Source organism: Rhodopseudomonas sp. BR0M22, assembly GCF_010907035.1.
GTDB lineage: Bacteria > Pseudomonadota > Alphaproteobacteria > Rhizobiales > Xanthobacteraceae > Rhodopseudomonas.
Map to the genome: position 1 here is coordinate 1 of NZ_QUMK01000075.1, position 22,575 is coordinate 22,575.

Annotated in this window: 27 protein-coding genes; 11 read left to right on the forward strand and 16 right to left on the reverse strand. The window is 64.9% G+C overall.

The genetic code is table 11. The features are described 5' to 3' along the window. Positions 1–303: 303 nt before the first annotated feature. The gene (locus DY468_RS20640; protein ID WP_164606887.1) at positions 304–1,128 is read right to left on the reverse strand and encodes an aldo/keto reductase; all 825 of its coding nucleotides are present in this window, start codon (positions 1,126–1,128) and stop codon (positions 304–306) included. Positions 1,129–1,513: 385 nt separating this feature from the next. Between DY468_RS20640 and DY468_RS20645 the strand changes: the two genes are divergently transcribed. The 6 genes from DY468_RS20645 (at position 1,514) to DY468_RS20670 (ending at position 7,404) form a co-directional block, all read left to right on the forward strand. Further along, positions 1,514–1,810 (forward strand): PilZ domain-containing protein, encoded by a 297-nt coding sequence (locus DY468_RS20645; RefSeq protein ID WP_164606889.1) that lies wholly within the window; start codon positions 1,514–1,516, stop codon positions 1,808–1,810. A 183-nt stretch (positions 1,811–1,993) separates the two neighbouring features. Continuing rightward, positions 1,994–2,656: a DUF2239 family protein gene (locus DY468_RS20650; RefSeq protein WP_164606891.1), complete on the forward strand. Its 663-nt coding sequence runs from the start codon at positions 1,994–1,996 to the stop codon at positions 2,654–2,656. Continuing rightward, complete coding sequence (locus DY468_RS20655; protein ID WP_164606893.1) at positions 2,653–3,114, forward strand: DUF1330 domain-containing protein; 462 nt, start codon at positions 2,653–2,655, stop codon at positions 3,112–3,114. Before DY468_RS20650 ends, DY468_RS20655 begins: the two co-directional genes overlap by 4 nt. Then, positions 3,111–4,019 carry an alpha/beta fold hydrolase gene (locus DY468_RS20660; protein WP_164606895.1) on the forward strand — a complete coding sequence of 303 codons (909 nt, stop codon included), beginning with the start codon at positions 3,111–3,113 and terminating at the stop codon, positions 4,017–4,019. The genes DY468_RS20655 and DY468_RS20660 overlap by 4 nt, the downstream gene beginning before the upstream one ends. 444 nt (positions 4,020–4,463) lie before the next feature. Then, positions 4,464–5,756 carry an adenylosuccinate synthase gene (locus DY468_RS20665; RefSeq protein WP_164606897.1) on the forward strand — a complete coding sequence of 431 codons (1,293 nt, stop codon included), beginning with the start codon at positions 4,464–4,466 and terminating at the stop codon, positions 5,754–5,756. A 37-nt stretch (positions 5,757–5,793) separates the two neighbouring features. Further along, positions 5,794–7,404, forward strand: a complete 1,611-nt coding sequence (locus DY468_RS20670; RefSeq protein ID WP_164606899.1) for a hypothetical protein — start codon at positions 5,794–5,796, stop codon at positions 7,402–7,404. Positions 7,405–8,569: 1,165 nt separating this feature from the next. Here DY468_RS20670 and DY468_RS20675 read toward each other — a convergent pair. The 6 genes from DY468_RS20675 to DY468_RS20700 all read right to left on the reverse strand — a co-directional run bounded on the left by DY468_RS20675 (position 8,570) and on the right by DY468_RS20700 (position 11,846). Continuing rightward, positions 8,570–8,788 (reverse strand): hypothetical protein, encoded by a 219-nt coding sequence (locus tag DY468_RS20675; protein WP_164606901.1) that lies wholly within the window; start codon positions 8,786–8,788, stop codon positions 8,570–8,572. Positions 8,789–9,216: 428 nt separating this feature from the next. After that, entirely contained in the window at positions 9,217–9,420 is a 204-nt protein-coding gene (gene pufA / locus DY468_RS20680) for a light-harvesting protein (protein WP_164606903.1), read from the reverse strand. A gap of 12 nt (positions 9,421–9,432) precedes the next feature. Then, positions 9,433–9,588, reverse strand: a complete 156-nt coding sequence (pufB, locus tag DY468_RS20685) for a light-harvesting antenna LH1, beta subunit (protein WP_022721374.1) — start codon at positions 9,586–9,588, stop codon at positions 9,433–9,435. 357 nt (positions 9,589–9,945) lie between these two features. Beyond that, positions 9,946–10,389 (reverse strand): phosphate-starvation-inducible protein PsiE, encoded by a 444-nt coding sequence (locus tag DY468_RS20690; RefSeq protein ID WP_164606905.1) that lies wholly within the window; start codon positions 10,387–10,389, stop codon positions 9,946–9,948. A 132-nt stretch (positions 10,390–10,521) separates the two neighbouring features. Next, complete coding sequence (locus DY468_RS20695) at positions 10,522–11,079, reverse strand: cyclin-dependent kinase inhibitor 3 family protein (protein WP_164606907.1); 558 nt, start codon at positions 11,077–11,079, stop codon at positions 10,522–10,524. Beyond that, the gene (locus DY468_RS20700; RefSeq protein ID WP_164606909.1) at positions 11,079–11,846 is read right to left on the reverse strand and encodes a type III effector HopAG1; all 768 of its coding nucleotides are present in this window, start codon (positions 11,844–11,846) and stop codon (positions 11,079–11,081) included. Before DY468_RS20700 ends, DY468_RS20695 begins: the two co-directional genes overlap by 1 nt. A gap of 136 nt (positions 11,847–11,982) precedes the next feature. On the opposite strand from DY468_RS20700, the gene DY468_RS20705 reads away from it, so the two are divergent. Further along, positions 11,983–12,615, forward strand: coding sequence for a class I SAM-dependent methyltransferase (locus DY468_RS20705; RefSeq protein ID WP_164606911.1), 633 nt, complete (start codon positions 11,983–11,985; stop codon positions 12,613–12,615). Positions 12,616–12,710: 95 nt separating this feature from the next. On the opposite strand, the gene DY468_RS20710 is transcribed toward DY468_RS20705, so the two are convergent. From DY468_RS20710 to DY468_RS20720, 3 genes are all read right to left on the reverse strand, one after another. Continuing rightward, a complete protein-coding gene (locus DY468_RS20710; protein WP_164606913.1) occupies positions 12,711–13,514 on the reverse strand; it encodes a DODA-type extradiol aromatic ring-opening family dioxygenase in 804 nt (267 codons plus the stop codon). Between the two features lie 39 nt (positions 13,515–13,553). After that, on the reverse strand, positions 13,554–14,144 hold the full coding sequence (locus tag DY468_RS20715) for a malonic semialdehyde reductase (protein WP_164606915.1): 591 nt from the start codon (positions 14,142–14,144) through the stop codon (positions 13,554–13,556). A gap of 73 nt (positions 14,145–14,217) precedes the next feature. After that, positions 14,218–14,862 (reverse strand): YceI family protein, encoded by a 645-nt coding sequence (locus DY468_RS20720; RefSeq protein WP_164606917.1) that lies wholly within the window; start codon positions 14,860–14,862, stop codon positions 14,218–14,220. 96 nt (positions 14,863–14,958) lie between these two features. On the opposite strand from DY468_RS20720, the gene DY468_RS20725 reads away from it, so the two are divergent. Beyond that, positions 14,959–15,861 carry a LysR family transcriptional regulator gene (locus tag DY468_RS20725; protein ID WP_246701069.1) on the forward strand — a complete coding sequence of 301 codons (903 nt, stop codon included), beginning with the start codon at positions 14,959–14,961 and terminating at the stop codon, positions 15,859–15,861. 13 nt (positions 15,862–15,874) lie between these two features. Here DY468_RS20725 and DY468_RS20730 read toward each other — a convergent pair whose 3' ends face one another. The 6 genes from DY468_RS20730 to DY468_RS20755 form a co-directional block, all read right to left on the reverse strand. Further along, positions 15,875–16,348: a BLUF domain-containing protein gene (locus DY468_RS20730; RefSeq protein WP_164606921.1), complete on the reverse strand. Its 474-nt coding sequence runs from the start codon at positions 16,346–16,348 to the stop codon at positions 15,875–15,877. 304 nt (positions 16,349–16,652) lie between these two features. Beyond that, a complete protein-coding gene (locus DY468_RS20735) occupies positions 16,653–17,036 on the reverse strand; it encodes a type II toxin-antitoxin system PemK/MazF family toxin (protein ID WP_164606923.1) in 384 nt (127 codons plus the stop codon). A gap of 33 nt (positions 17,037–17,069) precedes the next feature. Then, positions 17,070–17,306, reverse strand: a complete 237-nt coding sequence (locus DY468_RS20740) for an AbrB/MazE/SpoVT family DNA-binding domain-containing protein (protein WP_164606924.1) — start codon at positions 17,304–17,306, stop codon at positions 17,070–17,072. 43 nt (positions 17,307–17,349) lie between these two features. Next, the gene (locus tag DY468_RS20745) at positions 17,350–17,610 is read right to left on the reverse strand and encodes a hypothetical protein (protein ID WP_230764137.1); all 261 of its coding nucleotides are present in this window, start codon (positions 17,608–17,610) and stop codon (positions 17,350–17,352) included. 609 nt (positions 17,611–18,219) lie between these two features. Beyond that, positions 18,220–18,561: a hypothetical protein gene (locus DY468_RS20750; protein WP_164606929.1), complete on the reverse strand. Its 342-nt coding sequence runs from the start codon at positions 18,559–18,561 to the stop codon at positions 18,220–18,222. A gap of 362 nt (positions 18,562–18,923) precedes the next feature. Further along, the gene (locus DY468_RS20755) at positions 18,924–19,553 is read right to left on the reverse strand and encodes a DNA alkylation repair protein (RefSeq protein ID WP_164606931.1); all 630 of its coding nucleotides are present in this window, start codon (positions 19,551–19,553) and stop codon (positions 18,924–18,926) included. Between the two features lie 504 nt (positions 19,554–20,057). Here DY468_RS20755 and DY468_RS20760 point away from each other — a divergent pair. The 3 genes from DY468_RS20760 (at position 20,058) to DY468_RS20770 (ending at position 22,379) form a co-directional block, all read left to right on the forward strand. Further along, on the forward strand, positions 20,058–20,624 hold the full coding sequence (locus DY468_RS20760; protein ID WP_164606933.1) for a VOC family protein: 567 nt from the start codon (positions 20,058–20,060) through the stop codon (positions 20,622–20,624). A gap of 624 nt (positions 20,625–21,248) precedes the next feature. Then, complete coding sequence (locus DY468_RS24835) at positions 21,249–21,446, forward strand: hypothetical protein (RefSeq protein WP_246701070.1); 198 nt, start codon at positions 21,249–21,251, stop codon at positions 21,444–21,446. A gap of 492 nt (positions 21,447–21,938) precedes the next feature. Further along, entirely contained in the window at positions 21,939–22,379 is a 441-nt protein-coding gene (locus tag DY468_RS20770; RefSeq protein ID WP_164606937.1) for a hypothetical protein, read from the forward strand. The last annotated feature ends 196 nt before the right edge of the window (positions 22,380–22,575 follow it).

The window sequence follows — 22,575 nt, forward strand, 5'->3', positions numbered from 1 at the left end:
TGGGATCGGTCCTGTATGCGGGCGATCACCGCAACGGCAATGCCCGTGCGACTGTTCGATCAAGCAACACCGACAGAGGCGCCCGCACCGGGTTACGGCGAGATGATCGGCCGGGAATCTACCGAGCAGCCTCTGTCGCGCTGACTATGCACCAGCACATCGCAGATACAGGAATCTGGAGGTGTAGGGCATGGCGCTGGGGCTTGCATCTCGGGATTCCGGGTTCGCTCGCTTTGCGAGCGCCCCGGAATGACGAGGGTGGGGCTAAATACTTGTCGGCTTGTCGCAGCGATCGTCGCGCCGCTACGCCTCATCCCACTTCGGCGAAAACGCCGGGGTGACGAAACGCTGGGTCTTCGGCAGCTTGGCGATCACTGCCTTGTCGTCGACGTCGAGCTTGATCTTCAGCGCGCCGAGGTTGCTTTCCTGGCTGGCTTTGCTGCGCGCTTTCGGGATCGCCATCACGCCGTCTTGCTCCAGCAGCCAGGCCAGCGCCACCTGCGCCGCAGTGGCGCCGTGCTTGTCGGCGATCTGCTGCAATTCCGGATAAGACGCGAGCCGGCCCTGCGCCAGCGGCGCGTAGGCGGTGAGCGGAATGCCCTTGCTCTGCAGATAGGGCAGCAGCTTGGTCTGACCGAGCAGGACGTGGTACTCGACCTGATTGCAGGCGATCGGCGCGCCGATTTCTTCCACCGCCTGCTTCATCAGCGCCACCGGGAAATTGCACACCCCGATCGCACGGGCGCCGCCGTCGTCCTTGATCTTCAGCAGCGTCTCCAGCGCCGCGCCGAGATTCATCTCCGGCGCCGGCCAGTGGATTAGATAGAAATCGACGTAATCGGTCTTCAGCTTGCGCAGGCTCTGGTCGAAGGCCTTGCGGATCGCGTCCGGCGCGAGATTGGTCCACCACACTTTGGTGGTGAGATGAATCTGGTCGCGCGGCACGTCGGTGTCTTCCAGCGCGTCGCCGACGAAATCTTCGTTGGCGTACATCTCGGCGGTGTCGATGTGGCGATAACCCATCCCGAGCGCGGTCAGCACCGCCTCGTGGCAATCCTTGCCCTGCAGTTTGAAGGTGCCGAGCCCGAGCTTGGGTACGTGAAGTCCTTGGGTCTTGATGCTGTCCATCTGGTCTCCTGAAAGCGTCCTCGCGCGAACGCGGCCCGCGGGAAGAAACGCGTCAACTCGAAACGAGCGCTCCGATTCTATCGATCAGGTCGGAGGTCTGTGAAGCAGCGCTGGGCGGGGAGGGCGGCGCCAGCGCGGCAGATAGGGTCAATGCACCGTGAATGCGAATGCCTGACATCTGCATCAGATTTTACGAATCCGAAGTGGTTGTGACTTGGCATGCGGTGCAACTGACGGGAGTGATCGTTCCAAAATGCTGCTTCGCGGGCGCGAAGCGGCGCGCGCAGGGGCGGCTTTCGTCGGTGTGTCGATCGGGGATTTCGGACAGCACGATAATTGGCCGCGACAACGAGGTTGCGGCGCGATGAATTGCACGGAGCCGCGCGTGACCTATGGCGATCGCAAAGACCCTCGTGTCCGCTTCGAGAAAGCGCTGGATTCAGTGATGATCGCCGTCGACGGCACCTGGCGCCGCGACTGCGCCGTCGCCGACATCTCGCAAACCGGCGCCAAGTTGATCCTGAAGGCCTCGATGGCCGGGCTGAACCTGCGCGAGTTCTTCCTGGTGCTGACGCCGAACGGCACCGCGTATCGGCGCTGCGAGCTGGTGCGGGTGGAAGGCGATACCATCGGGGTCCGCTTCATCGTGGTCCGCCACCTCGGCGGAAATGTTCAATCTTGAGAACGGCTTACCACCGAATGTCGCCGATTTCCGCTCCATTTCCTTCAGGATCCTGCGAAAGGGCTGAATTCGCGTAGCGAACGAGAGCCATGACTTAAAGCGGCTGCACATTTTTATCCGGATTTAATTGACGGGAGATTTTTATCCGGGCATTAATCGCGCATTCCATCTTGCGAGCGCGACATGTCCCGCCCCTCCACCAGACCCTGCACCGCTTTCATTGGCCGACGATTGCTGATTTCCGGTTCGCTAGCGGATGTGGCCGTTGTAGTCGCACGGTCTGCGGGGGCGGCAGATGCGGTCCTCGTGTTCGACGATGCGACCGGCGATGTCGTCGATCTTGATCTACGCGGCGGCGATGCGGAGATTCTTCTGCGGTTGTCCGAGCCTCCGAGACCGCTTGTGGGTCGCTATCGCCCTAAAGCTGATGCAACCGCCCGCACAGGGGCGGCGGAGGATGGACAGAGGACGCGCGGTCGCCCCAAGCTGGGTGTTGTCGCACGCGAGGTGACCTTGCTGCCACGTCAGTGGGAATGGCTGGCGCGCCAGCCCGGCGGCGCGTCAGCAGCACTAAGGCGTCTCGTGGAGGATGCCCGCAAGGCGGTGAACCCGGGCCAGGAAAGACGGGCGGCCCAGGAGGCTGCTTATCGCTTCATGCAGGCGATCGCTGGGGACTTGCCCGGCTACGAGGAGGCGACGCGCTCCCTTTTCGCAGACGACCTAGCCGGGCTCGATGAACGGATCGCGCATTGGCCGGCGGACATCCGGGCCTATGCCATGCGCCTTGCTTCCGGCTCTTCCACTCTCCCGAACCAAAACCGGACGACAGAGGAAAAGCGCCAATGAGCGGCCCTGAGACCATTTCGTATATCGAACCGACACAGGACGCTGGCCGGCTCTTCGTGCAGCGCGACTTTCCCGGTCCCGTCGTCATGCTCAATCTGCTGAGATTCAACGAGAGTGCCGATTATTCGGGGCACCCCGAATTGGCACCCGCCATGCCAATCACCGGCGCACAGGCTTTCGATCGCTATGTCCGACATACGCTGCCCTTCTTACGGGAAAGCGGGGGTGACATCCTGTTTCTCGGCGAGGGCAGGTCCTTTCTGATCGGCCCCGCCGATGAACAATGGGATCTGGCGATGCTGATCCGTCAGGCCAGTGTTGCTTCCTTTCTCTCCTTCGCCAGCCATGCGGGGTATCTCGCGGGACTCGGTCATCGCGCGGCAGCGGTGAAGGATTCCCGTCTTCTGCCGCTATCGGAAATGCCACTGCCCACGGTTGCCGAAGGGGCACGGCCATGAATATCGCAAAGGCCAATAGCATCGAACTCGCTTGGGACAGTTTCGGCGATGCCGATGCTGAGCCGATCCTGCTGATTTCCGGGCTAGGAACGCAGATGATCCGGTGGACGAGGCCCTTTTGTGAGGCGCTCGCCGGGGGCGGCTACCGCGTCATCCGCTTCGACAATCGGGATGCGGGCCGATCCACGCACTTCAGGACGTCGGCCCCGCCGGATTTCAACGCGCTCGCGGCGGCGCTGATGGCCGGACGCCGGCCCGACGTGCCTTATACGCTCGACGACATGGCGGCCGACGCGGTCGGCCTTCTCGATGCGCTCGGCATCGCGCGGGCGCACGTCGTCGGGCGCTCGATGGGCGGGATGATCGCGCAGGTCATGGCGAGCGACCATGCCGACCGTGTCCTGTCGCTGACGTCGATCATGTCGAGCACCGGCAACCCGGCCCTACCGCAGGCGGCCCCAGACGTCATGGCGATGATGATGCGTCCTGCGCCCGATCCCGCCGACGATCCGGCCGGTTTTCTGGCGACTCGCCTCGAGTTCGCGCGCAGGATCGCCGGAACGGCCCATCCCTTCGACGAAGAGGCGCATCGCGCCCTTCTGCTGGAAGAGGCGGGGCATGCCCACGATCCGGCAGGGACCGCGCGGCAGATCGCGGCCATGGCGGTGGCGGGAGATCGGCGCGCCCGTCTGGCGACGATCACCGCGCCCGCACTTGTCATTCACGGAACGAACGACCCGCTGATCCCGCCCGCCTGCGGCCAGGACACGGCTCTGTCGATCCCCGGCGCCACCTACCGATTGATCGACGGCATGGGGCACGACCTGCCGGCCGAATTCGACCGGACGGTGATCAATGGGATCTGCGAGGTGGCACAGAAGGGATCACATCATCCAAGTGCATGATGCCTTCGATAGCCCGACAGAACCGCCCATCACACGCTATGGCTGCCGAAAATCGCCGATAGCCGCATGGTGGGTAGTATCTGCATAACTGTCAGAGGCTTATCCTAATCTCATAGTTCTCATCTTCGTCGGGCGTTGCCCGCAAAGGCGCCAAGCGGGCGCCGGGATTGCGGGCCAGCGTTTGACACCCGGGCAGCATCGCCACGGCTCCGCCGAAAGGCCTCGCACAGCGGCGGATTTCAGAGGGGATACAAGGCTTTGCAGCGCCGTGGGACGGGCGTTTCGCTTGCGTCGCAGGCCGGCTTCCGTTATCCGGTGCCGTGCCTCGCGTGCGAGCGGCTGCGGCCGCGTTTGCCAGGGCGCGCGAGCCCGATCCGTCATCGTCGCCACCGGCGCGCCGCGATCGTGCTTCATCCGGTAGAGTGACAGGGGAACCTTCTCGAAATGGCCAATGTCGTCGTGGTCGGCGCCCAGTGGGGCGACGAAGGCAAGGGAAAGATCGTCGATTGGCTCTCCGAGCAGGCCGACATCGTGGTGCGTTTCCAGGGCGGTCACAATGCCGGCCACACCCTGGTGATCAACGGTGCGACCTACAAGCTGGCGCTGCTGCCGTCGGGCGTGCTGCGGCCGTCGAAGCTTGCGGTGATCGGCAACGGCGTGGTGTTCGATCCGCAGGCGTTCCTCGACGAGGTCAAGAAGCTGCAGGGCCAGGGCGTTGCGATCTCGCCGGACAATCTGCGCATCGCCGAGAACGTCACGCTGATTCTGCCGCTGCATCGCGAGCTGGATTCGCTGCGCGAGAACGCCGCCAAGGCCGGCGCGATCGGCACCACCCAGCGCGGCATCGGCCCGGCCTATGAGGACAAGGTCGGCCGCCGTGCGATCCGGCTGATGGACCTTGCCGATCCGGACACGCTGCCGCAGAAGATCGACCGGCTGCTGGCGCACCACAATGCGCTGCGCCGCGGTTTCGGCCTGCCGGAATTCTACGGCGCCGCGATCCTGAAGGACCTGCTGGCGCTCGGGCCGCAGCTTCTGCCCTACGCCGAATCGGTGTGGCGGCTGCTCGACATCAAGCGCCGCGAGGGCAAGCGCATCCTGTTCGAGGGCGCGCAGGGCGCGCTGCTCGACGTCGATCACGGCACCTATCCCTACGTCACCTCGTCCAACACCGTTGCGGCGCAGGCGGCAACCGGCACCGGCATGGGCCCGGGCGCGGTCGGCTACGTGCTCGGCATCTGCAAGGCCTACACCACGCGGGTCGGCTCAGGTCCGTTCCCGACCGAGCTGACCAACGAGATCGGCGAAGAAATCGGCCGCCGCGGCAAGGAGTTCGGCGTCAACACCGGGCGCAAGCGGCGCTGCGGCTGGTTCGACGCGGTGCTGGTGCGGCAGACGGTGCGGACCTGCGGCATCGCCGGTCTGGCGCTGACCAAGCTCGACATTCTCGACGGCTTCGACAGCGTCGAGGTCTGCGTCGGCTATCGTCTCGACGGCAAGGAGATCGATTATCTGCCGGCCGGCGAGGGCGCCCAGGCGCGGGTCGAGCCGATCTACGAGACCATCGAGGGCTGGAAGGAGCCGACCGCGAACGCAAGGTCGTGGGCCGAGCTGCCGGCGCAGGCGATCAAATACGTTCGCCGCATCGAGGAACTGGTCGGCTGCCCGGTGGCTTTGTTGTCCACGAGCCCCGAGCGCGAGGACACAATTCTGGTGCAGAATCCGTTCGAGGCTTAATAAGATGTTACCCAAAGACATCGAAAATTGAGTCGAGATGGCTGATTACTATCCGCTGATCGCACGCGCTATCGCGAGTCTGGACCCCAGTGCTCCGGGCGAGCAACGGCGCGCGATCTACGAGCGGGCCCGCGCGGCGTTGATCGCGCAACTGCGCGGCGTGCAGCCGCCGCTCACCGAATCCGAAATCACCCGCGAGCGCCTGGCGCTCGAAGAGGCCGTGCGCAAGGTCGAGTCCGAGGCCGCCCATCGCGCCCGCGACGCCGCCCGCGCCGAACTCAAGGGCCGCGGCCGTCCCGGCGACGCGCCGCGCCCCGGCGATGCGCTGCGCGCCTCCAGCCGGCCGATCGGCCGGCCCGGCGATCCGCCGCCGCAGGTCAATCGCGGCGGCGTCCCGAATGCGATGCCGGAGCCGGAGCTGCCGCAGGCCGTGCGCCCGCGCGCGCCGGACGATGCGCCGATCCCGGAAGAGGCTCCCGAGCCGCGTCCGGCCCGCACCCTGCGGGTCGATCCGCCGCCGATTCCGCCGGAGCCGTCGTTGCCCGGCCGTGGCCCGGCCCTGCCGCCGCGCCGTGCCGCCCCGCCGAACCAGCCTCCGCCGCCCGCCAATTCGCCCGGCTTGCGCGGCTTCAGCGATGTCACCGCCGATCTCGACGGGCTCGGCAATGCGGCCGCACAGGCCAACCGTGCCGCCCGGAAGACCTACGCCAACGTCGCGCCGTCGCCGGAATTCGACCGGCTCGAGCCGACGATGGAGAACCGCGCCGATCCGGACGCGCCGTATTCCTACGATGAATCGCTCGACGAAGCGGCACGCTACGCGCCGCCGCCGGCGGCTGCGGGGCGGGCTCCGGCCGAGCCGAAGCGCAAGCCGGCCCGTGGGGCGTCGAAATTTCCGTGGCGTATCGCGCTCGTCATCGGCGTGCTGGTGATGCTGCTCGGCGCCGGCCTAGTGTGGGGACCGGGCGCGGTCACGACCTTGATGTCGCTGATGCGGTCGTCGCCCTCGACCGAGACTGCAACGCCGGCGACGCCGGCGGCCCCGACCGAGCGGCCGAAGATCACCGATCGGGTCGGACAGCCGTCGACCGATCAGGCCGCCCCGGTGGCGCAGCGCGTGGTGCTGTACGACGAGGACCCGAGCGATCCCAAGGGCAAGCAGTACGTCGGTTCGGTGGTGTGGAAGACCGAGCAGGTGAAGGGCGCCAGCGCCAAGGGCGGCGCCGACATCGCTGTGCGCGCCGACATCGACGTGCCGGAGCGGCAGTTCAAGATGACGATGTCGTTCCGCCGCAACACCGACTCGTCATTGCCGGCCAGCCACACCGCGGAATTGACCTTCATCCTGCCGGCCGATTTCCAGGGCGGCGGCGTGTCCAACGTGCCGGGCATCCTGATGAAGTCGAACGAGCAGTCGCGCGGCACGCCGCTCGCCGGGCTCGCCGTCAAGGTCACGGACGGCTTCTTCCTGGTCGGCCTCAGCAATGTCGAAGCCGATCGCGCACGTAACCTGCAGCTTCTCAAGGAGCGCTCCTGGTTCGACGTGCCGATCGTCTACAGCAACGGCCGCCGCGCCATCATCGCGATCGAAAAGGGCGGTCCCGGCGAACGCGCCTTCAACGACGCCTTCAAAGCCTGGGGCGAGTAGCCCCAGGTTTTTCGCACCCGCGTCTTTCGCGTCCGCATTCCGTTGGTGACGTCTTTCCGCGTCCGCATCATTTCGCGCCGCTGTCGTCCCTCCAGTCATTCCGGGCGCTCGCACCAGCGAGCGAACCCGGAATCTCGACACAGGCAACTAACAACACCCGTCATCGCCCGCGCAGGCGGGCGACCCGGTATTCCAGAGCCCTTGTGCCAATCGCTGGTGCCCTGGAATACTGAATCCCCGCCTGCGCGGGGATGACGTCAGAGGCGAGCGGCCGCCCATGATGGACAGCCTCGCGGTGTCTTCCTTCGTAACAACTGCGAGATTCCGGGTCTGCGTGCTATCGCACGCATCCCGGAATGACGGTCCTGTTTGGCGAACTGGCTCGGAGTCTGGGCGCTCCGCCTCACCCCGAGTCATTCCGGCGCAGGCGCGTCAGCGCGTGAACCCGGAATCTCGACGCAGGCAACTAACAACACCCGTCATCGCCCGTGCAGGCGGGCGACCCAGTATTGCAGAGCGTTTGTGCCAATCGCTTGGTGCCCTGGAATACTGGATCCCCGCCTGCACGGGGATGACGTCAGAAGCGAGCGGCCGCCCATGATGGACGGCTTCGCGGTGTCTTCCTTCGTAACAACTGCGAGATTCCGGGTCTGCGTGCTGTCGCACGCATCCCGGAATGACGGTGCTGTTTGGCGAGCGGGCTCGGAGTCTGGGCGCTCCGCCTCACCCCGAGTCATTCCGGGGCACGCGCGTCAGCGCGTGAACCCGGAATCTCGACGCAGGCAACTAACAACACCCGTCATCGTCCGCGCAGGCGGGCGACCCAGTATTGCAGAGCCTTTGTGCCAATCGCTGGCACCCTGGAATACTGCATCCCCGCCTGCGCGGGGATGACGTCAGAAGCGAGCGGCCGCCCATGATGGACGGCTTCGCGGTGTTTTCCTTCGTAACAACTGCGAGATTCCGGGTCTGCGTGCTCCGCACGCATCCCGGAATGACGGTGCTGTTTGGCGAGCGGGCTCGGAGTCTGGGCGCTCCGCCCCACCCCGAAATGACGGTGCGTGGGGAGGAGCGTGAGGGCGTTCTGCACGCCATCACCATCCCCCGAATCAAAACGCGCCGCGGACGGCCGCGACGCGTGCGAGGGGCGGGCGTGTGAGGTGGACTATGGTGCGCCGTCGGCGCCGACGCGCACCGCGTCGTCGACCAGCTCGTGTGCGTCAGTGACGCCGCGTGCGGCGTTCTGAACGATGATCTGCGCCATCATGGCTTTGGTGGCCGGCGTGCGGTGCTCCGCTGCGATCTGCTCGACCGCGATATCGAGCACTTCGCGCAGCGTCGCGACGTATTCGGGATCAAATTTCGGCGGTTCGTTGGCAGTCATCGTGACCTCCTTCAGTTGCGGCCGCACCATGTCGAGCCATTGCGGCCCAAGTGCGGAGCGGCGATGAAGTTGCAGTGACGGAGGCGATTTTTCCGTGACCTTACGGAGACGTCATGGGCACAAAAACCCTTGCGGCGCAGCGGTTTATGCAATTCGTCAAGGACGCACGACAGCGCGCGGATTTCGAGTAAATCCAAATTGCGGGAGGCGTGCGGGCCTCGCCATTGCGGCCTTCGTCGCGATCGGCAACGGCCGACGCCGAGCGATTTCAACCGCAGCGAGTCGCCGGGCGGGAATTCGTCGTGTGGGACTCGGTGCTTCGCATCGGTTGGCCGGGCGATCCTGCACCACCCAAACAAAACACCCGCCGTTACCCCCGCACGAGGGGCAACGACGGGCGTGTTGTCAGCGTCGAAGAAGTAAAAGACTTACTTCTTGGCGGCCGGAGCGGCCGGCGCCGGCGCAGCAGCGGCCGGGGCGGCGACGGTGGCGCCGTTCCAGTACTTCGGGAACCAGGTGGTGTTGCTGAGAACAGCAAAGTGCACCAGGATGGCGATCACGGTGACGCTGCCGAGCAGGAGCGGCAGGCCCACGCCCGGGTTCACGACGGTCCAAATGCGACCTTGATTCATGTTCGATACTCCTTAGTGCAGCCAGGGCGAGTAAACATACGCCAGGAAATGCGCGACGATGGCGATCGCGCCGAAGATGCGCGTGCCGTCGATCACATGCTTGTGGAGCTCTTCCGACTCCGCGATCGTCAGACCGGTCGGCCAGACCTTGTTCAGATCGTCTGCCATTGTAAAACCTCCAGAGAGACTTCGATCATTGCGTGCGGATCGCACGCTTCAGTGCTGCTAGCAGCGACCGGGACTCCTGATCCGGCTGGTCTGTCCGCGGCCATCCTCCTCGAAGGCTACCGCGCCATCCCGCAGACCGTTCGGTCCCGGCTGAGACCTCCGTGACCGGGCCGCCCATTGTCCGGCAGCGTACCGTTCACATCGTTCTCTCGCTCGGTCACATTATCGTGACACCCTCCCTTGTCAACTTGACATGACACGGACTGCTGTCCGGTTCATGCCGGACAGCGTGTCCGCGATCAGCGGCAAGGATGGGCGCACGGCGAGCGACCGGTACGGCCCGCGCGGCTGGGACGGCTATGCCGGATGGTTCGGCTCATGCGGCTTGCCGTGGCCATGCCCGTGGCCGCCATGGCGCTGCGGCCGATACGAGATCACCGCGCAGGCGATCGCCAAGATCAGGATCGCGCCGCTCTCGTACAACAGGTTCGCCGGCGGCTGATCCTTGCCCTGCAGGATCAGGAGCCGCGAGATCGCCGTGATGGCGATGAACATCGGCAGCGTGATCGGGATTTTCTTGCTCTCGTAGTACACCGCGACCATCGCGATCACTTCGACATAGATGAACATCAGCAGCAGCTCTTTGAGCGTGACGCGGACGTTGAGCACGGTCTCGTAGACTTCCTGCGCCATCGCCACCACGGCGAAGGTGCCGATCAGCAGCAGGAAGGCGTTCTCGATCAGTTGGAAGCCCTTGCGGATCAGCGGCATCGGCGGGGCGGGAGTCGGCAGGTCGTTCATCGGCAGCAATCCGGTTGCGGCGCGGCGGGCGCCTTCGAGCGGCCGATCTAGCGGATCGGGCGTGAAGCGTCTTTGACACGGTCACGCGCTGCGGAAAAACGCCGCTGCGGCGGATCGCGCCCACCGATCCGATCAGGGAATCGGTTGAGCCCGCTCGACCACGGCCTGCTGCGCGCGGGTCTCGATCGCACCGCGACCGCGCACCGCGCGGACTTGCGCGATCGCCTCGGCCGCCGGCACGCCGAGTTCGACCAGCAGCCGTGCCGCGATCATGCCGGCGCGGCCGAGCCCGCCCTTGCAATGCACCAGCACGTCGTCGCCGGCGCGCAGAAGCTGCCGGATCAGCCGGCCTTCGGTGTCCCAGCGGCGTTCGAATTCCGCGGTCGGCGGGTGATAGTCCGGAATCGGCAGATGCAGCCACTGCATGGCGCGGCGCTCCACCTCAAGGCCGAGATCCGGCACCTGCAGCAGCTCCAGTTCGCGCGGCTCGACCAGCGTGATCACCAGCCGCGCGCCCCAACTCTGGATCGCGTCGAGATCGGCGGCAAGATCGCGGGCCCAGCCGCCGGTCAGCGCCGAGGCGTCGTGCTTGCCGGGGCAGAAGGTGATGCCGATCCGCCCCAGCGTCGGCCCGGCCCGCACTTCGGCGATCTGCAGCGGATGGGTCTGGCTGGTGCGCAGCGGCGCCATCATTCCTCCAGGGTGTCGAACGCGCGGACCCGACTGATCGCTGCGCCGTCGGCGGAGACACGGCGGATCAGATCGTCGCGCCGCGCCAAGAGCAGCGTGGTCAGCGCATGCGCCTGCTCGGTGTCGCCGAGCCCATCGCGCACCACCGCGGAGATCGCCGGCTCGGTCAGCCGCGCCACCTTGGCGACGGAGGCGGCGAGCGCGTGTCTTGTCATCGCGCCGAACACACTGGCCGCCACCGCATTGGTGCGGGCGTCGCGCAGGGTGTCGAACTCAATCACCTCGGCGCCGAAGTCGGTCTTGCGCGCGCCGCGGGCCCGATACGTGAGCGCGCCGCCCTGATCGATCCGCACCACGCCACCGTCGCGCGTCACCAGCACGTTGTCGAGGTCGACGCCGAGCACGTCGCGATTGGCCAGCCAGGCATCGACCGCGAAATCGCGGCACACTTCAGCCGCGACGCCGTTCTCCGGATAGGCCAGCGCCTCGCCGAGCGAGGCACCGCGCAGCATCGCGCTCGCCACCGCAAGACCGCCGCCGCGCCGCACCAGCTCGACCTCGGCGACGCTGGTGCCGGCGAGCCGGTACAGCCGATTGGCCAGAACTTCATTGCGCGCGTGATCGTCACTCGGCGGGGTTTTGACGTACCAGCGGCGGCCGTGGTCATCGGCATGGAGGCCGCCGGCATTGGACCCGGCCTGGCCGCCGATCGGCCTCCACTCCCCGGCGTCGCGCAAGGCCGCCGCGCTGTCGTTCCGCTCCCGCATGAACTCCCCGAGGTTGATCGCGCGCGTCCCGCGATTTGCGCGAAATCAAGCGACATCGCGCCGCCCGACGATTAGCGTAGCGTCACTGCGGAGCTACGCAACATCGACCAAACGCTGATGACGCGGGGGCGAGGCGATGTCGTTCTCGAAGCTGTTGGACCTTCTCACCGGGCGCGACGCGCAGCGGAGCGCCGTCGATTGGGACGCCAAATACGGCACCGACACCCGTTCCATGGTCGAACTGCACGGGCTGACGATCGGCCACGACAGCCGCCGGTTCGGCGAGCGCTATCAGGCCAGCGATCCGTCGGTGCTCGGCGACGCGGTGGCGTTCATCGGGCTCGATCCGCGCCTGTATCGCTTCGTCGATCTCGGCTGCGGCAAGGGCCGGATGCCGATCGTCGCCGCCGAGCTCGGCTTCAAATCCTGCATCGGCGTCGAATTCGCCGACGAGCTGGCGCTCATCGCCAGGGCCAACGCCGCGGCGGCGGGCTTCAAGACGATTGCGATCGTGCACGGCGACGCCGGTGCCTACGCGTTCCAGGACGAGCCGTTCGTGCTGTATCTGTTCAACCCGTTCGGCAGGCAGATCATGCAGCGGGTGCGCGACAACCTGCTCGAGCTGCGCCGCGCCGAGTATTACGTGATCTACAAGAACCCACGCGAACGCGGGATCTTCGACGAGATGTCGACCCTGCGCTATCTCGGCACCCCGCCAGCGCACAAGGGCGCCTGGGGCGTGCATGTGTGGGGACCGCGGCGCGCGTAGTTGTTCGTAGGATGGGTTGAGCGCAGCGAAACCCATCGCTCCGTTTGCGTCGTGATGATGGGTTTCGCTGTGCTCAACCCATCCTACGGTGTCAATCACCCGAACGCGTAGCCGGAGATGCGCTTGTTGCCGATGGAGTCGTGGAATACGCGGCGGCCGGGGGCAGGGCCGGCAGCGCCGGCGGCGACCATCAGCGGGATCAGGTGTTCTTCGCGCGGATGGCAGGCGCGGGCGCCGGGGGCGCTGGACCAATGCGCCAGGCGGTCGTTGCGGACCGCCGCATCCGGCGCGGTCGCGGCTTCCGTGAGCCAGTGATCGAACGCCGCCGACTCCGCTTCCTGGCCGTCGAAGAAGGTCGAGAGGTTGTGGAAGCTGTTGCCGCTGCCGATGATCAGCACGTTGTCGTCGCGCAAGGGAGCCAGCGCGGCGCCGATCGCCAGATGCTGCACCGGATCGAGGTCCTGCTGCAGCGACAGCATCACGGCCGGGATTTGCGCCTCCGGATCGACGATCAGCATCGGCACGAACACGCCGTGGTCGAAGCCGCGGGCTGCGTCGCTGGCGGTGGCGATGCCGGCATCACCGAGGAGCTGCTGCACCCGCGCGGCGAGTGCCGGATCGCCCGGCGCCGGATAGCTCAGCCGGTAGGTGTGTTCGGGAAAGCCGTAGTAATCGAACAGCATCGATGGTGCGGCCGAGGTGCTGACGGTCGGCAGCGCCGCTTCCCAATGGCCCGACACCATCAGGATCGCGCGCGGCCGCGCCGGCAGCGAGGCCAGCACGCCGGACAGATAGGCGCGCAGGCCGTCATAAGCGTGCGGCCCGAACCGCCGCGGCGGCTCCATCCAGAAGCAGGGGCCGCCGCCGTGCGACAGGAAGATGATGGGTTGACGGGGCATCGTCGCAATCTCCCTGAGAGATAAGGTATCAGCGCCGCGTTACAGCACGCGGCAGGCGTCCTCGAAGGCGAGCCGCGGATTGCGCGGAAACAGCTTCTCGGCATCGCCGTAGCCGATGTTGCACAGGAAGTTCGACTTCCAGCGGCCGTCGGGGAAGAACTCGGCGTCGAGCGCGGCGTGATCGAAGCCGGACATCGGTCCGGCATCGAGGCCGAGCGCGCGGGCGGCGAGGATCATGTAGGCTCCCTGCAGCGCCGAGTTGCGCTTCGCCGTCTCGGTGATCAGCTCCGGCTTGCCGACGAAGCCGCTGCGCATGTCGCGCGCCGGAAACAGCTGCGGCAGCAGGTCGTGGAATTCGGTGTCGTAGGCCACGATCACGCAGCACGGCGCTTCCTTTACCTTGTCGACATTGCCGGGCGCGACGCTCTTCAATAGCCGCGCCTTGGCGTCAGTGCTGCGCACGAACACGAAGCGGCCCGGATTGCTGTTGGCCGCGGTCGGCGCCCATTTCAGAAGATCGTACAGCGCGTGGATGGTGTCGTCGGTCACCGGCTTGCTGGTCCAGGCATTGTGGGTGCGGGCCTGAACGAACAACTGGTCGAGGTGGGGAGCGTGCAGCGTCGAGCTCATGGGGCGTTTCTTCTGTCGGACGAAGGGAGGTGCGCCCGCCGCCGGATGCGACGGGCGCGGAACGTCGAAGCGATCAGTTCTGCTTTTCGAACGCGGCGCTGATCTCGAGGCCGACCTCGTCGCTGATCAGCGGCACATACTTCGTCACGCCGAACTCGCTGCGCTTGATCGTGCCGGTGAGATCGAAGCCGACCGTCACCTTCTTGTTCAGCGGATTGACGCCGGCGCCGTGCAGCCGGGCATCGAGCGTCACGGCCTTGGTGACGCCGTGCAGCGTCAGCTCGCCGGTCACCTTGGCCTGGCGCGGCCCGGTGACGGTGACCTTCTGCGATTTGAACAGGATCTCCGGATTCGCCTTGGCGTCGAGCCAGTCGGCGGCCGTCAGCTCCGTGGTCAGCTTGTCGACCGGGGTGTTCACCGAGGCGGTCGGCAGCTTGATGTCGAAGCTGCTCTTGGCCGGGTTGGCGGCGTCGAGCTGCAGCGTGCCGGAGACGTCGCCGAACCGGCCGCGGAATTCCGAGAAGCCCATATGCGAGACCACGAAGCCGACCTGGGTGTGGTCGGGGTCGATCGCATACGTGCCGCTCTCCGCCTTCACCGGCTCGGTCTTCGCCGCCGGGGCCTTGGCGCCGGCTTTGGGGGCGGTCTCGGCGAAGGCGGCGGGCGCGACGGCCAGCGCGGCGGCCAGGATCGGAAACAGCAGGCGTCGTTGGATCATGGGTATCCTCCAGTTTGGCAGTCATCCTGACTTAGGAGCCGCTGCCACCTGAAGAAAGAGATGAAGTCTTGGTGATCTTCATCTAAAATTTCGATGATGAACGATGGCCTCACCCTCGACCAGATTCAGCTCCTGCTCACCGTGGCGGACGAAGGCAGCTTCTCCGGCGCCGCCCGCAAGCTTCGGCGGGCGCAGTCGGCCGTCACCTACGGGGTGCAGAAGCTGGAGCAGCAGATCGGGGTGTCGCTGTTCGATCGCTCCGGCTACCGGCCGGTGCTGACCGAAGCGGGCCGCGCGCTGCTGGCGCGGGCGCGGCGGATCGCCGAGGAGGCGGCGGCGTTCCGCGATCAGGCCCACAGTCTGGCCGGCGGGCTGGAGCCGGAACTGACGCTGGTGCTGGACTCGATGTTTCCGATGCCGCGAATGGTCGCTGCGCTGCGCGCCTTCACCGAAGCGTTCCCGACCGTGCCGCCGCGGATCTTCGTGCAGTCGCTCGGTGCCTCGGCCGAGCTGGTGCTGAACGGCACCTGCGTGATCGGCCTGGTGCCGCAGCCGTTCAGCGATCAGCCCACCCTGAAGCACTATCCGCTGTCCACCGTGCAGCTGTTGCCGGTGGTAGCGCAGGATCATCCGCTCGCCGCGATCGAGGGGCCGATTCCGACCGATGTGCTGCGCCGCTACGTCCAGCTCGTGCTCACCGACCGCTCGGCGCTGACCGAGGGGCGCGACTACGGCGTGCTGTCGACGCAGACCTGGCGGCTGGCCGATCTCGGCACCAAGCACGCGATGCTGCTGGCCGGACTCGGCTGGGGCAGCATGCCGACCCATCTGGTGGCGGACGATGTCGAGGCCGGCCGGCTGAAGCTGATCCAGCCGCTCGAATTCGAGGACCGCACCGCCCAGCTGGTGATGACGGCCGCGCACCTCGCCGCCCGCCCGCTCGGCCCCGCCGCGCAATGGATGCTGAACTACCTCCGCGCCCAGAGCCCGCGCGGGTGAGGCGCCGACCGCTTCAGCTCTTGCCCGGCGCCGCGAACGTCCGGTCCGGTGACAGCTCGGAATCGTAGGCCATTTCCATCACGATCTTGAACAGCCGGTCGCAGCGCTCGTCGGGGGCGAAGTGGGTGTCGTTCCTGATCCAGCCGAGCGCCTTCTCCCAGCTCGGCGAGCGGCCGATATAGGCCATCGTCCAGTTCGGGAATTCGCGGTCCTCGACCTCGGCGGCCGACATCACCTGGATCTTGCTGTGGCGCGTGTCGTTGCGGATCACCGCGAAGATCCGTTCCACCGCGTCGCGCGGCCCTTCCAGAACCTGGGCGAAGAACCCGCAATTGAAGATCAGCGCGCCGGTAATCCCGAGTGCGTCGTTGTTGCGGCGGGAGGCGTTCAGGATCGCTTCGATCTCGCGTGCGACATGCGCGACGTCGCCTGCGATTCGATTCTCGCTGACATACAGCAGTCGGTACAATGCCGAAGGATCAGCCATCATTGCGCCGGTCGAGACGGAGTAACCTCATCAGCTAACCCTCCCGACCTCATTGAGAAGCGCCGCGCGCGCGTTTGCCTTGCGCGGCGTCAAATCTTCTTGCGCATCCCCGGTTATTCCAGCGGCGCTGGTATGAGCGAGCGAACTTGGCCTGACGGCCAGCAAGGTGATGGACGAACGAATCTGAGGATGACCTCAGATGGCCGGCGCGCAGTGCGGGCCATCGCCTGCGATGCAGGCGGTCAACGTCGCATCCTTCGCCATCCAAGAAACCTGCGAGGTACAGGTCTCATCTGGCGATACGTCATGGCCCCCAGAAGCTGCGGAGCTTCTGCGAGACGGTCTTTGCCGTTGCCCGATCGAGATGTCCTGCGCGACGCTCGATACGGGATGGTTCGATGCAGGCGATTTTCGCGGTGCGGACGACAGAAGCGGCCGGCAGGCTGGCGCGGGCGAGATCTGCGATCGCGACGTCGCACGACCATGACGCGTTCTCGGCGCTTGTGATCATCGCCACCCAGATGACGCCGAAGGGCGTCAGCTTCCGGTTGGAGATCACCAAAGCGGGGCGCCGTTTCTCCGCGAGGCGGTCGGCATAGGGAAAGGGGACGACGACCACATCATACGCATCGTATCGGGCTTGTGCCTCCGCCGCATCGGGCTGAACACCCGTCGGCCGCCGACTCATCGATGGCCCGCCAGTACCGGATTTCGCCCCGGGCTACAGGACGTCATAGGCCTTCTCGTCGGCATCGGATTGCCACTCCGAGAACGACACGAACGGATCGTCTCGGCCGTCGTCCGCCTTGTCGAGCAGGACGCCGTCCTTGGTCATCCGGTAGCGTAAGGTGTCGCCTGGTTTCAGGCCGAGCCGCTCCCTGATCTCGCGCGGAATCACGGTCTGGCTTTTGACCGAAACCTTTGAAAACGCGGCGGGAGGCCTGCTTTGGCGGTTCATGCCAGTAAGATAGCTCGACGCTTCAGGTAATCAAGCCGGCCGCTCAGCTCAGCATCGGCCACAGCCGGTATGCCACCGCCACCGCGAGCACGATCGCGGCCCAGATCAGGGCGTGATTGAGCCATTGGCTGGTGCCGGTCCGGCGCAGCACGCCGCGGCCGATGAACAGCGTCAGCGCCGACAGCATCGCGACGCTGACCACCGTCGAGGAATCGAACAGCGCGCCGTCATAGGCGGTGTCGTTGACGATCGCCGCCACCCCGCCGGTGACGACGATCGCGATCAGAACCCAGAAGTAAGCCATGCGCGAAGTGTCAGTCGTCTCGCGCGCCCCTGTCAATGCGGGGCAGCGCCGCGGGGGCAGGGCGCGCCGCACCTCCACCGTATCGCGGCACGACGTCCTCTCCCCGCGTCATTCCGGGGCGCTCGCGAAGCGAGCGAGCCCGGAATCTCGACGTTGTAGCGCGTAGGCCAGGTCAGCCGAAGGCGTGCCCCGCCGATGGGCGACGTCGATCACGACGCCGCTGCGATCATCCGACCCTGTGAGCTTGAAGGCTCTATGAGCTTGAAGGACGGGCCATGCCGCAGATCGCAGCGCGCTCCCTCTCCCGCCTGCGGGAGAGGGTTGGGGTGAGGGCGATCCGGGCAGTGAGTTGCGGCAAACAGTCGAATGTCGGGCGGGCTGGCCGAAGGCGTCACCCGCCGATGCGCGACGTCCATCAAGACGGCGGATGACGCGACGCTCGTCCGCCCGGCGGGCGACGGCCTTGCGTCGCCGCGATGGCGAAAGGGGCCGCGAAGGCAAAAGGGCGCCGCGAGGGAAGTGTCGCGGCGCCCGGTGGCGTCATGGCGCTGCTGCGCAGCGCCGATCGATCGTCCGAAGTCTGCGTCCTGGTCCGGCTGTGGTCCGGACCTACTTGGCGACGCAGCTCGGCTTCACGTTCATGCAGGCACCGCTCGCCTCGCGGGCGACGACCTTCGGTGCCGCGCCGGTGATGTCGATGGAGTAGTTGCACCCCTGAGGGACCGAGCCCTGGGTCGAAGAGCCCATCGTACAGAGATAGCCGCTGACCTCGACCGTGATGGTCTTGTCTTTCGGCGTGAAGCCGACTTCCTTCTCGACCTTGAGCGGGGTCGTGCCACCGGAATTGACGTCGAGACTGACCACCGCGCGCACGCTGTCGGCGGATGCAGACCCGATCCCGAGGACTGCCGTCAGAATGAGGGCCGCACTGAGCGAATAGTACTTTTTCATCAGTTACTCTCCCTGCTTTCCTGTCCATCTCTAGGGTGTGCGTGCTATAAAAAACACGCGGGGGTTGCGTAGCTCGCGTGCCGGCATTCGTCAATTGGTATGAGTGCCGCGACCTCGATCGGACGCAAACCTAGTTAAATTCCTGCTGCGCCATCGCATCAACGTCGCCGGGAGCGGTGCGTCGATGCCGCTCCGCAGCTTCGATTGGACCACCTGCGACTGCCGGAGACCGACGCGGCTGATCTGCGGGCGGGTTCACCGAAGGCGCAACCCGCCGATTCGTGACCGCGGAAGAAGACGGCGGATGACGCTGTGCTCATCCGCCCTGCGGGGCGATCCAGCCGTCCGCGCCGAACCGCGCTTCAGGCGGCGGCGGATGTCAGCAGGCGCGTCGCCAGCTTGTGGACTTGCCGGACGCCCTGCTGATCCAGATCCCAGGTCGCGACTTCGCTGCGGATCAGATCGGGGTGCTTCTTGCTGATGTCCCGCAGGGCGTTGCCGACCGACTTGCGCAAGTACTCGCTGTCGTCGCCCCGCAGCGGCGACAGCAGCGCGACGGCGGCTTCGGGATGGGCGCGAAAGTAAGGCCGCGCCGTCCATATCCGCAGCCCCTCGGTGACGGCGCGCCTTGTGTTGGCGGAGGTCGCCGACAGCCACTCCCGGATGGTCGGCAGCGCGGCCTCATAGCCGGTGTCGGCGCAGAACCGGTCGAACGCCTTGGCCAGAATCTCCTGCACGCGCCAATCGTCGTCCCGGCTGACGCGCTGCTTCAGCACGGCGAGCGCATCGCCGTCGAAGGCCGCCAGACGCCCGAGAATGAATGTCGCCACACAGCGGGCCTGATGGACCTCCGATCGCAACAGCTCCAGCGCGATCTCTTTCGCCCCCGCCGCATCGCCGGACGCGATCACTTCGCTCGCCGCCAGTTCGAGATCCTTGAACCCGTTCGCTGTGCGCCTGGCCCGTTCGATGATCGCCGTTGTGATCCGCATGGTGGTCTCGGTTTGAGATTCGCAGCACACTACCGCGACCGTAACCGCGCTTCCATGTGCCGGGCTTGGAAACGTTCGGTGCGACGACGATGCGCGCTCAGCGCAGAGGGCAAGTTAGCCGAAGGCGTAACCCGCCGATGCGCGTCAATGAAGACGGCGGACGACGCTGCGTTCATCCGTCCTCCGGACCGTCAATGCGTGGCACCGAAGCGGTGGCGGGCGGCTCGTGTGTCCAGAGCATCGCGAAACGACGCCTTCTCCCCGCGTCCTTCCGGGATGCGCGCCACCGGCGCGCAGGCCCGGAATCCATAAGCCCCGTCGTTTGTGGTCTGTCGCAGCGGTGCAGCGTCACGCCCTCACAGAATCCGCAGTGAGTATGGATTCCGGGCTCGCGCTCCGCGCACCCCGGAATGACGGGGAGAGAGAATTGTACAATCAGGATTCGAAGGGCTGAATGTGGTAGGGCGGTTTCGCCGAAGGCGTAACCGCCGATGCGCGGCGTCAATGAAGGCGGCGGATGACGCTGCGCTCATCCGCCCGACGAGCTGCCACTGCCTTTTGGTGCTGATCACAGCTTTGGAGAGAATTGTGGTTGAGAAATCAGATTTCGCCGTGCGTCGTGCCGACCATGTCGGCTTCTCCGTTGCCTCGCTGGACGCGGCCCTTCGTTTCTGGGTTGAAGGATTGGGTGGGCAGCTGGTTCGGGTTGGCGATATGGGTGGGGAATTCCTTGGAGAGGTGACCGGGGCTCACGGGGCGACCGTCCGCATGGCCATCGTGTCCCTGGCAGGGCAGATGATTGAACTACTGGAATATTCTGGTGTCGACTTACAACATCGCGCATCAAGGCCATTCGATCCGGGATTTGCTCATCTGGCTCTTATTGTGGACGACATAGACAGTCTTCTGGCGCGGATTGCAGTCTACGAATGGAGACCACAGGGAAAGCCGCAGGTGATCTCTGGCGGGACCCGAGCGGGAACGAAAGTGATCTACGTCGTCGGCCCCGATGGCGCGACCATCGAGTTGATGCAACTGCCAAAGGCTACCAAAAACCAAAATGCAGATTGAGTCTGGACTCTAGGAGTGTCCAGCTTGGCGAGCCCATCCGAAGCAATCATCAGAAAGCTCTTCGCCTTTCCGGGAATCTCTGCGCTTTCCGGGTGCGTCATGCCGATTGCGGAAGAATTAGGAGCAGCGCGTAGGGCCGGTTAGCCGAAGGCGTAACCCGCCGAGCGGCGACGTCAATGAAGGCGGCGGATGACGCTGCGCTCATCCGTCCTCCAGACTGTCAGTGCGTGGCACCGACGCGGGGGCGGTCACTTCTCATGTCCAGAGCATCGCGAAACGACGTCCTCTCCCCCGTCATTCCGGGATGCGCGCCTCGGGCGCGCAGGCCCGGAATCCAGAACCACCGTCGTTTGCGGTCTGGCCCAGCGATGCAACGCCGCGCCCTCACAGCATCCCCTGTGAGTATGGATTCCAGGCTCCCGCTCCGCGCGCGTCCGGAATGACGTGGAGATAGAATGTAAATTCGGATTCTCAGGACGGTTTTGCGTATCGAGTCTGCGAGGATGGGGCCGTCGAACGATCTGACATCCAGTTTGGAGTCTTCATAAGCGCTGCAATATGCGAGAGCACCAAACCTGGATGCCGCTTCACTCATCCAGGCTATCTTTGCTCACGCAGGAGGTGATGCTACTCAAGCGCCTAGCATTGCATGTCACGTTGTTTATCTCAGAGATCGAGGTAATTGAAGATGAAAGAGTCTGGAAGCTGCTTATTAAAGGTTCTCGTACTGGTAATGGTGGCCATATCCACGGCGGCGTCCGCTCAAACGACATCGTCGCCGGCGCCGACAAGGGTGCTGTTTCAATTCATCTTCAATCCTGACTATACCTCAGTCGGACGCGCGAGGTTTGCGAGTCTAGTCTTTTCATTCTGTAAGTCTACAATCTCCAATATTCCAACAAATACTCCGGCAGAACAAAGCTGGGTGCAGGATGAGATGCGTACCACTGAATCGAACAAAATTCAGCGTTTGGCCGGGTCGGTCGAATTTGCCAGACATAATCTGAGGGAAGTGTTCTCTGTATGTATGAACAGGATGCCGCTTCTAATTCAGGCGCAATCGAATAGTGAACGTCGTGCTGAAGCGGCAGCCTTTATAAGCCTAGCTCTCGTCTTCAACGAAAATTCCGAGGTAGCTTCTTACGCGAAAAGGGTTGGCTTGTCGGATGAAGGTCTTTCGCTTCTTGGGGCCTTGCGAAGGTCTTTGATGGTCGCTTCGTTGAGGGCGTTGGACGCAGAATAATAGGTCAATTGTCCATGTCGCCTCCGCGTTCTCAGGGAATTTCGAGTCGTTTGACAGTTGGGGGGGGCGTGATGTCGGATTCAATCAACCTGTTGCTAAATTTCATCTCTACTGCTTCCGTAGCAGCTCTTGCTGGATTGCTAAGTTACGCCGTCGGGAAGGGTATGAAGAGGTATGAGTTAGAGTTGAATATTCGGCGAGAAGGGGTTTCTATGAAACAGAGGTTGTATGCGGAGTTTCTAGCTGAAGCTAATCGTCAAACTCTTCAGAGTATCGATGTTAAGAATGTTAAAGCCGATTCATTCAGTGTGATTACTTGCAAATTAGCCGAGATCGAATTGGTGTCGTCACCGGAGGTCGTCGATGCCGCGAAAGAGATATGCAGTTATGTTATTGATGCGCATGGTAAGGAAAGTGATCCAAGGGGTAATTTTTTCGATCTAACGCAAGTTTTTATTCAGAATGCACGACGTGAGCTTGCTTCCGAAGGAAAGCTTCTGTCTAGGGCTTGACAGAATCCGACACAGGACTATATTCCCATTCATCCCGCCCCATCGAGGGGCGCGTTGCCGGGACGCTGGTCGTCGCGGGGCGGGGTGTGGCGCCTGCGGGTGTGGGGTGGACGTCGCCCTGTACCTCCGGGAGGCTGAGGGTCGCCGTCCGCCGCTACTACGAGCGGCCGCCGCGACAGAGGCTGGACGGGTACGG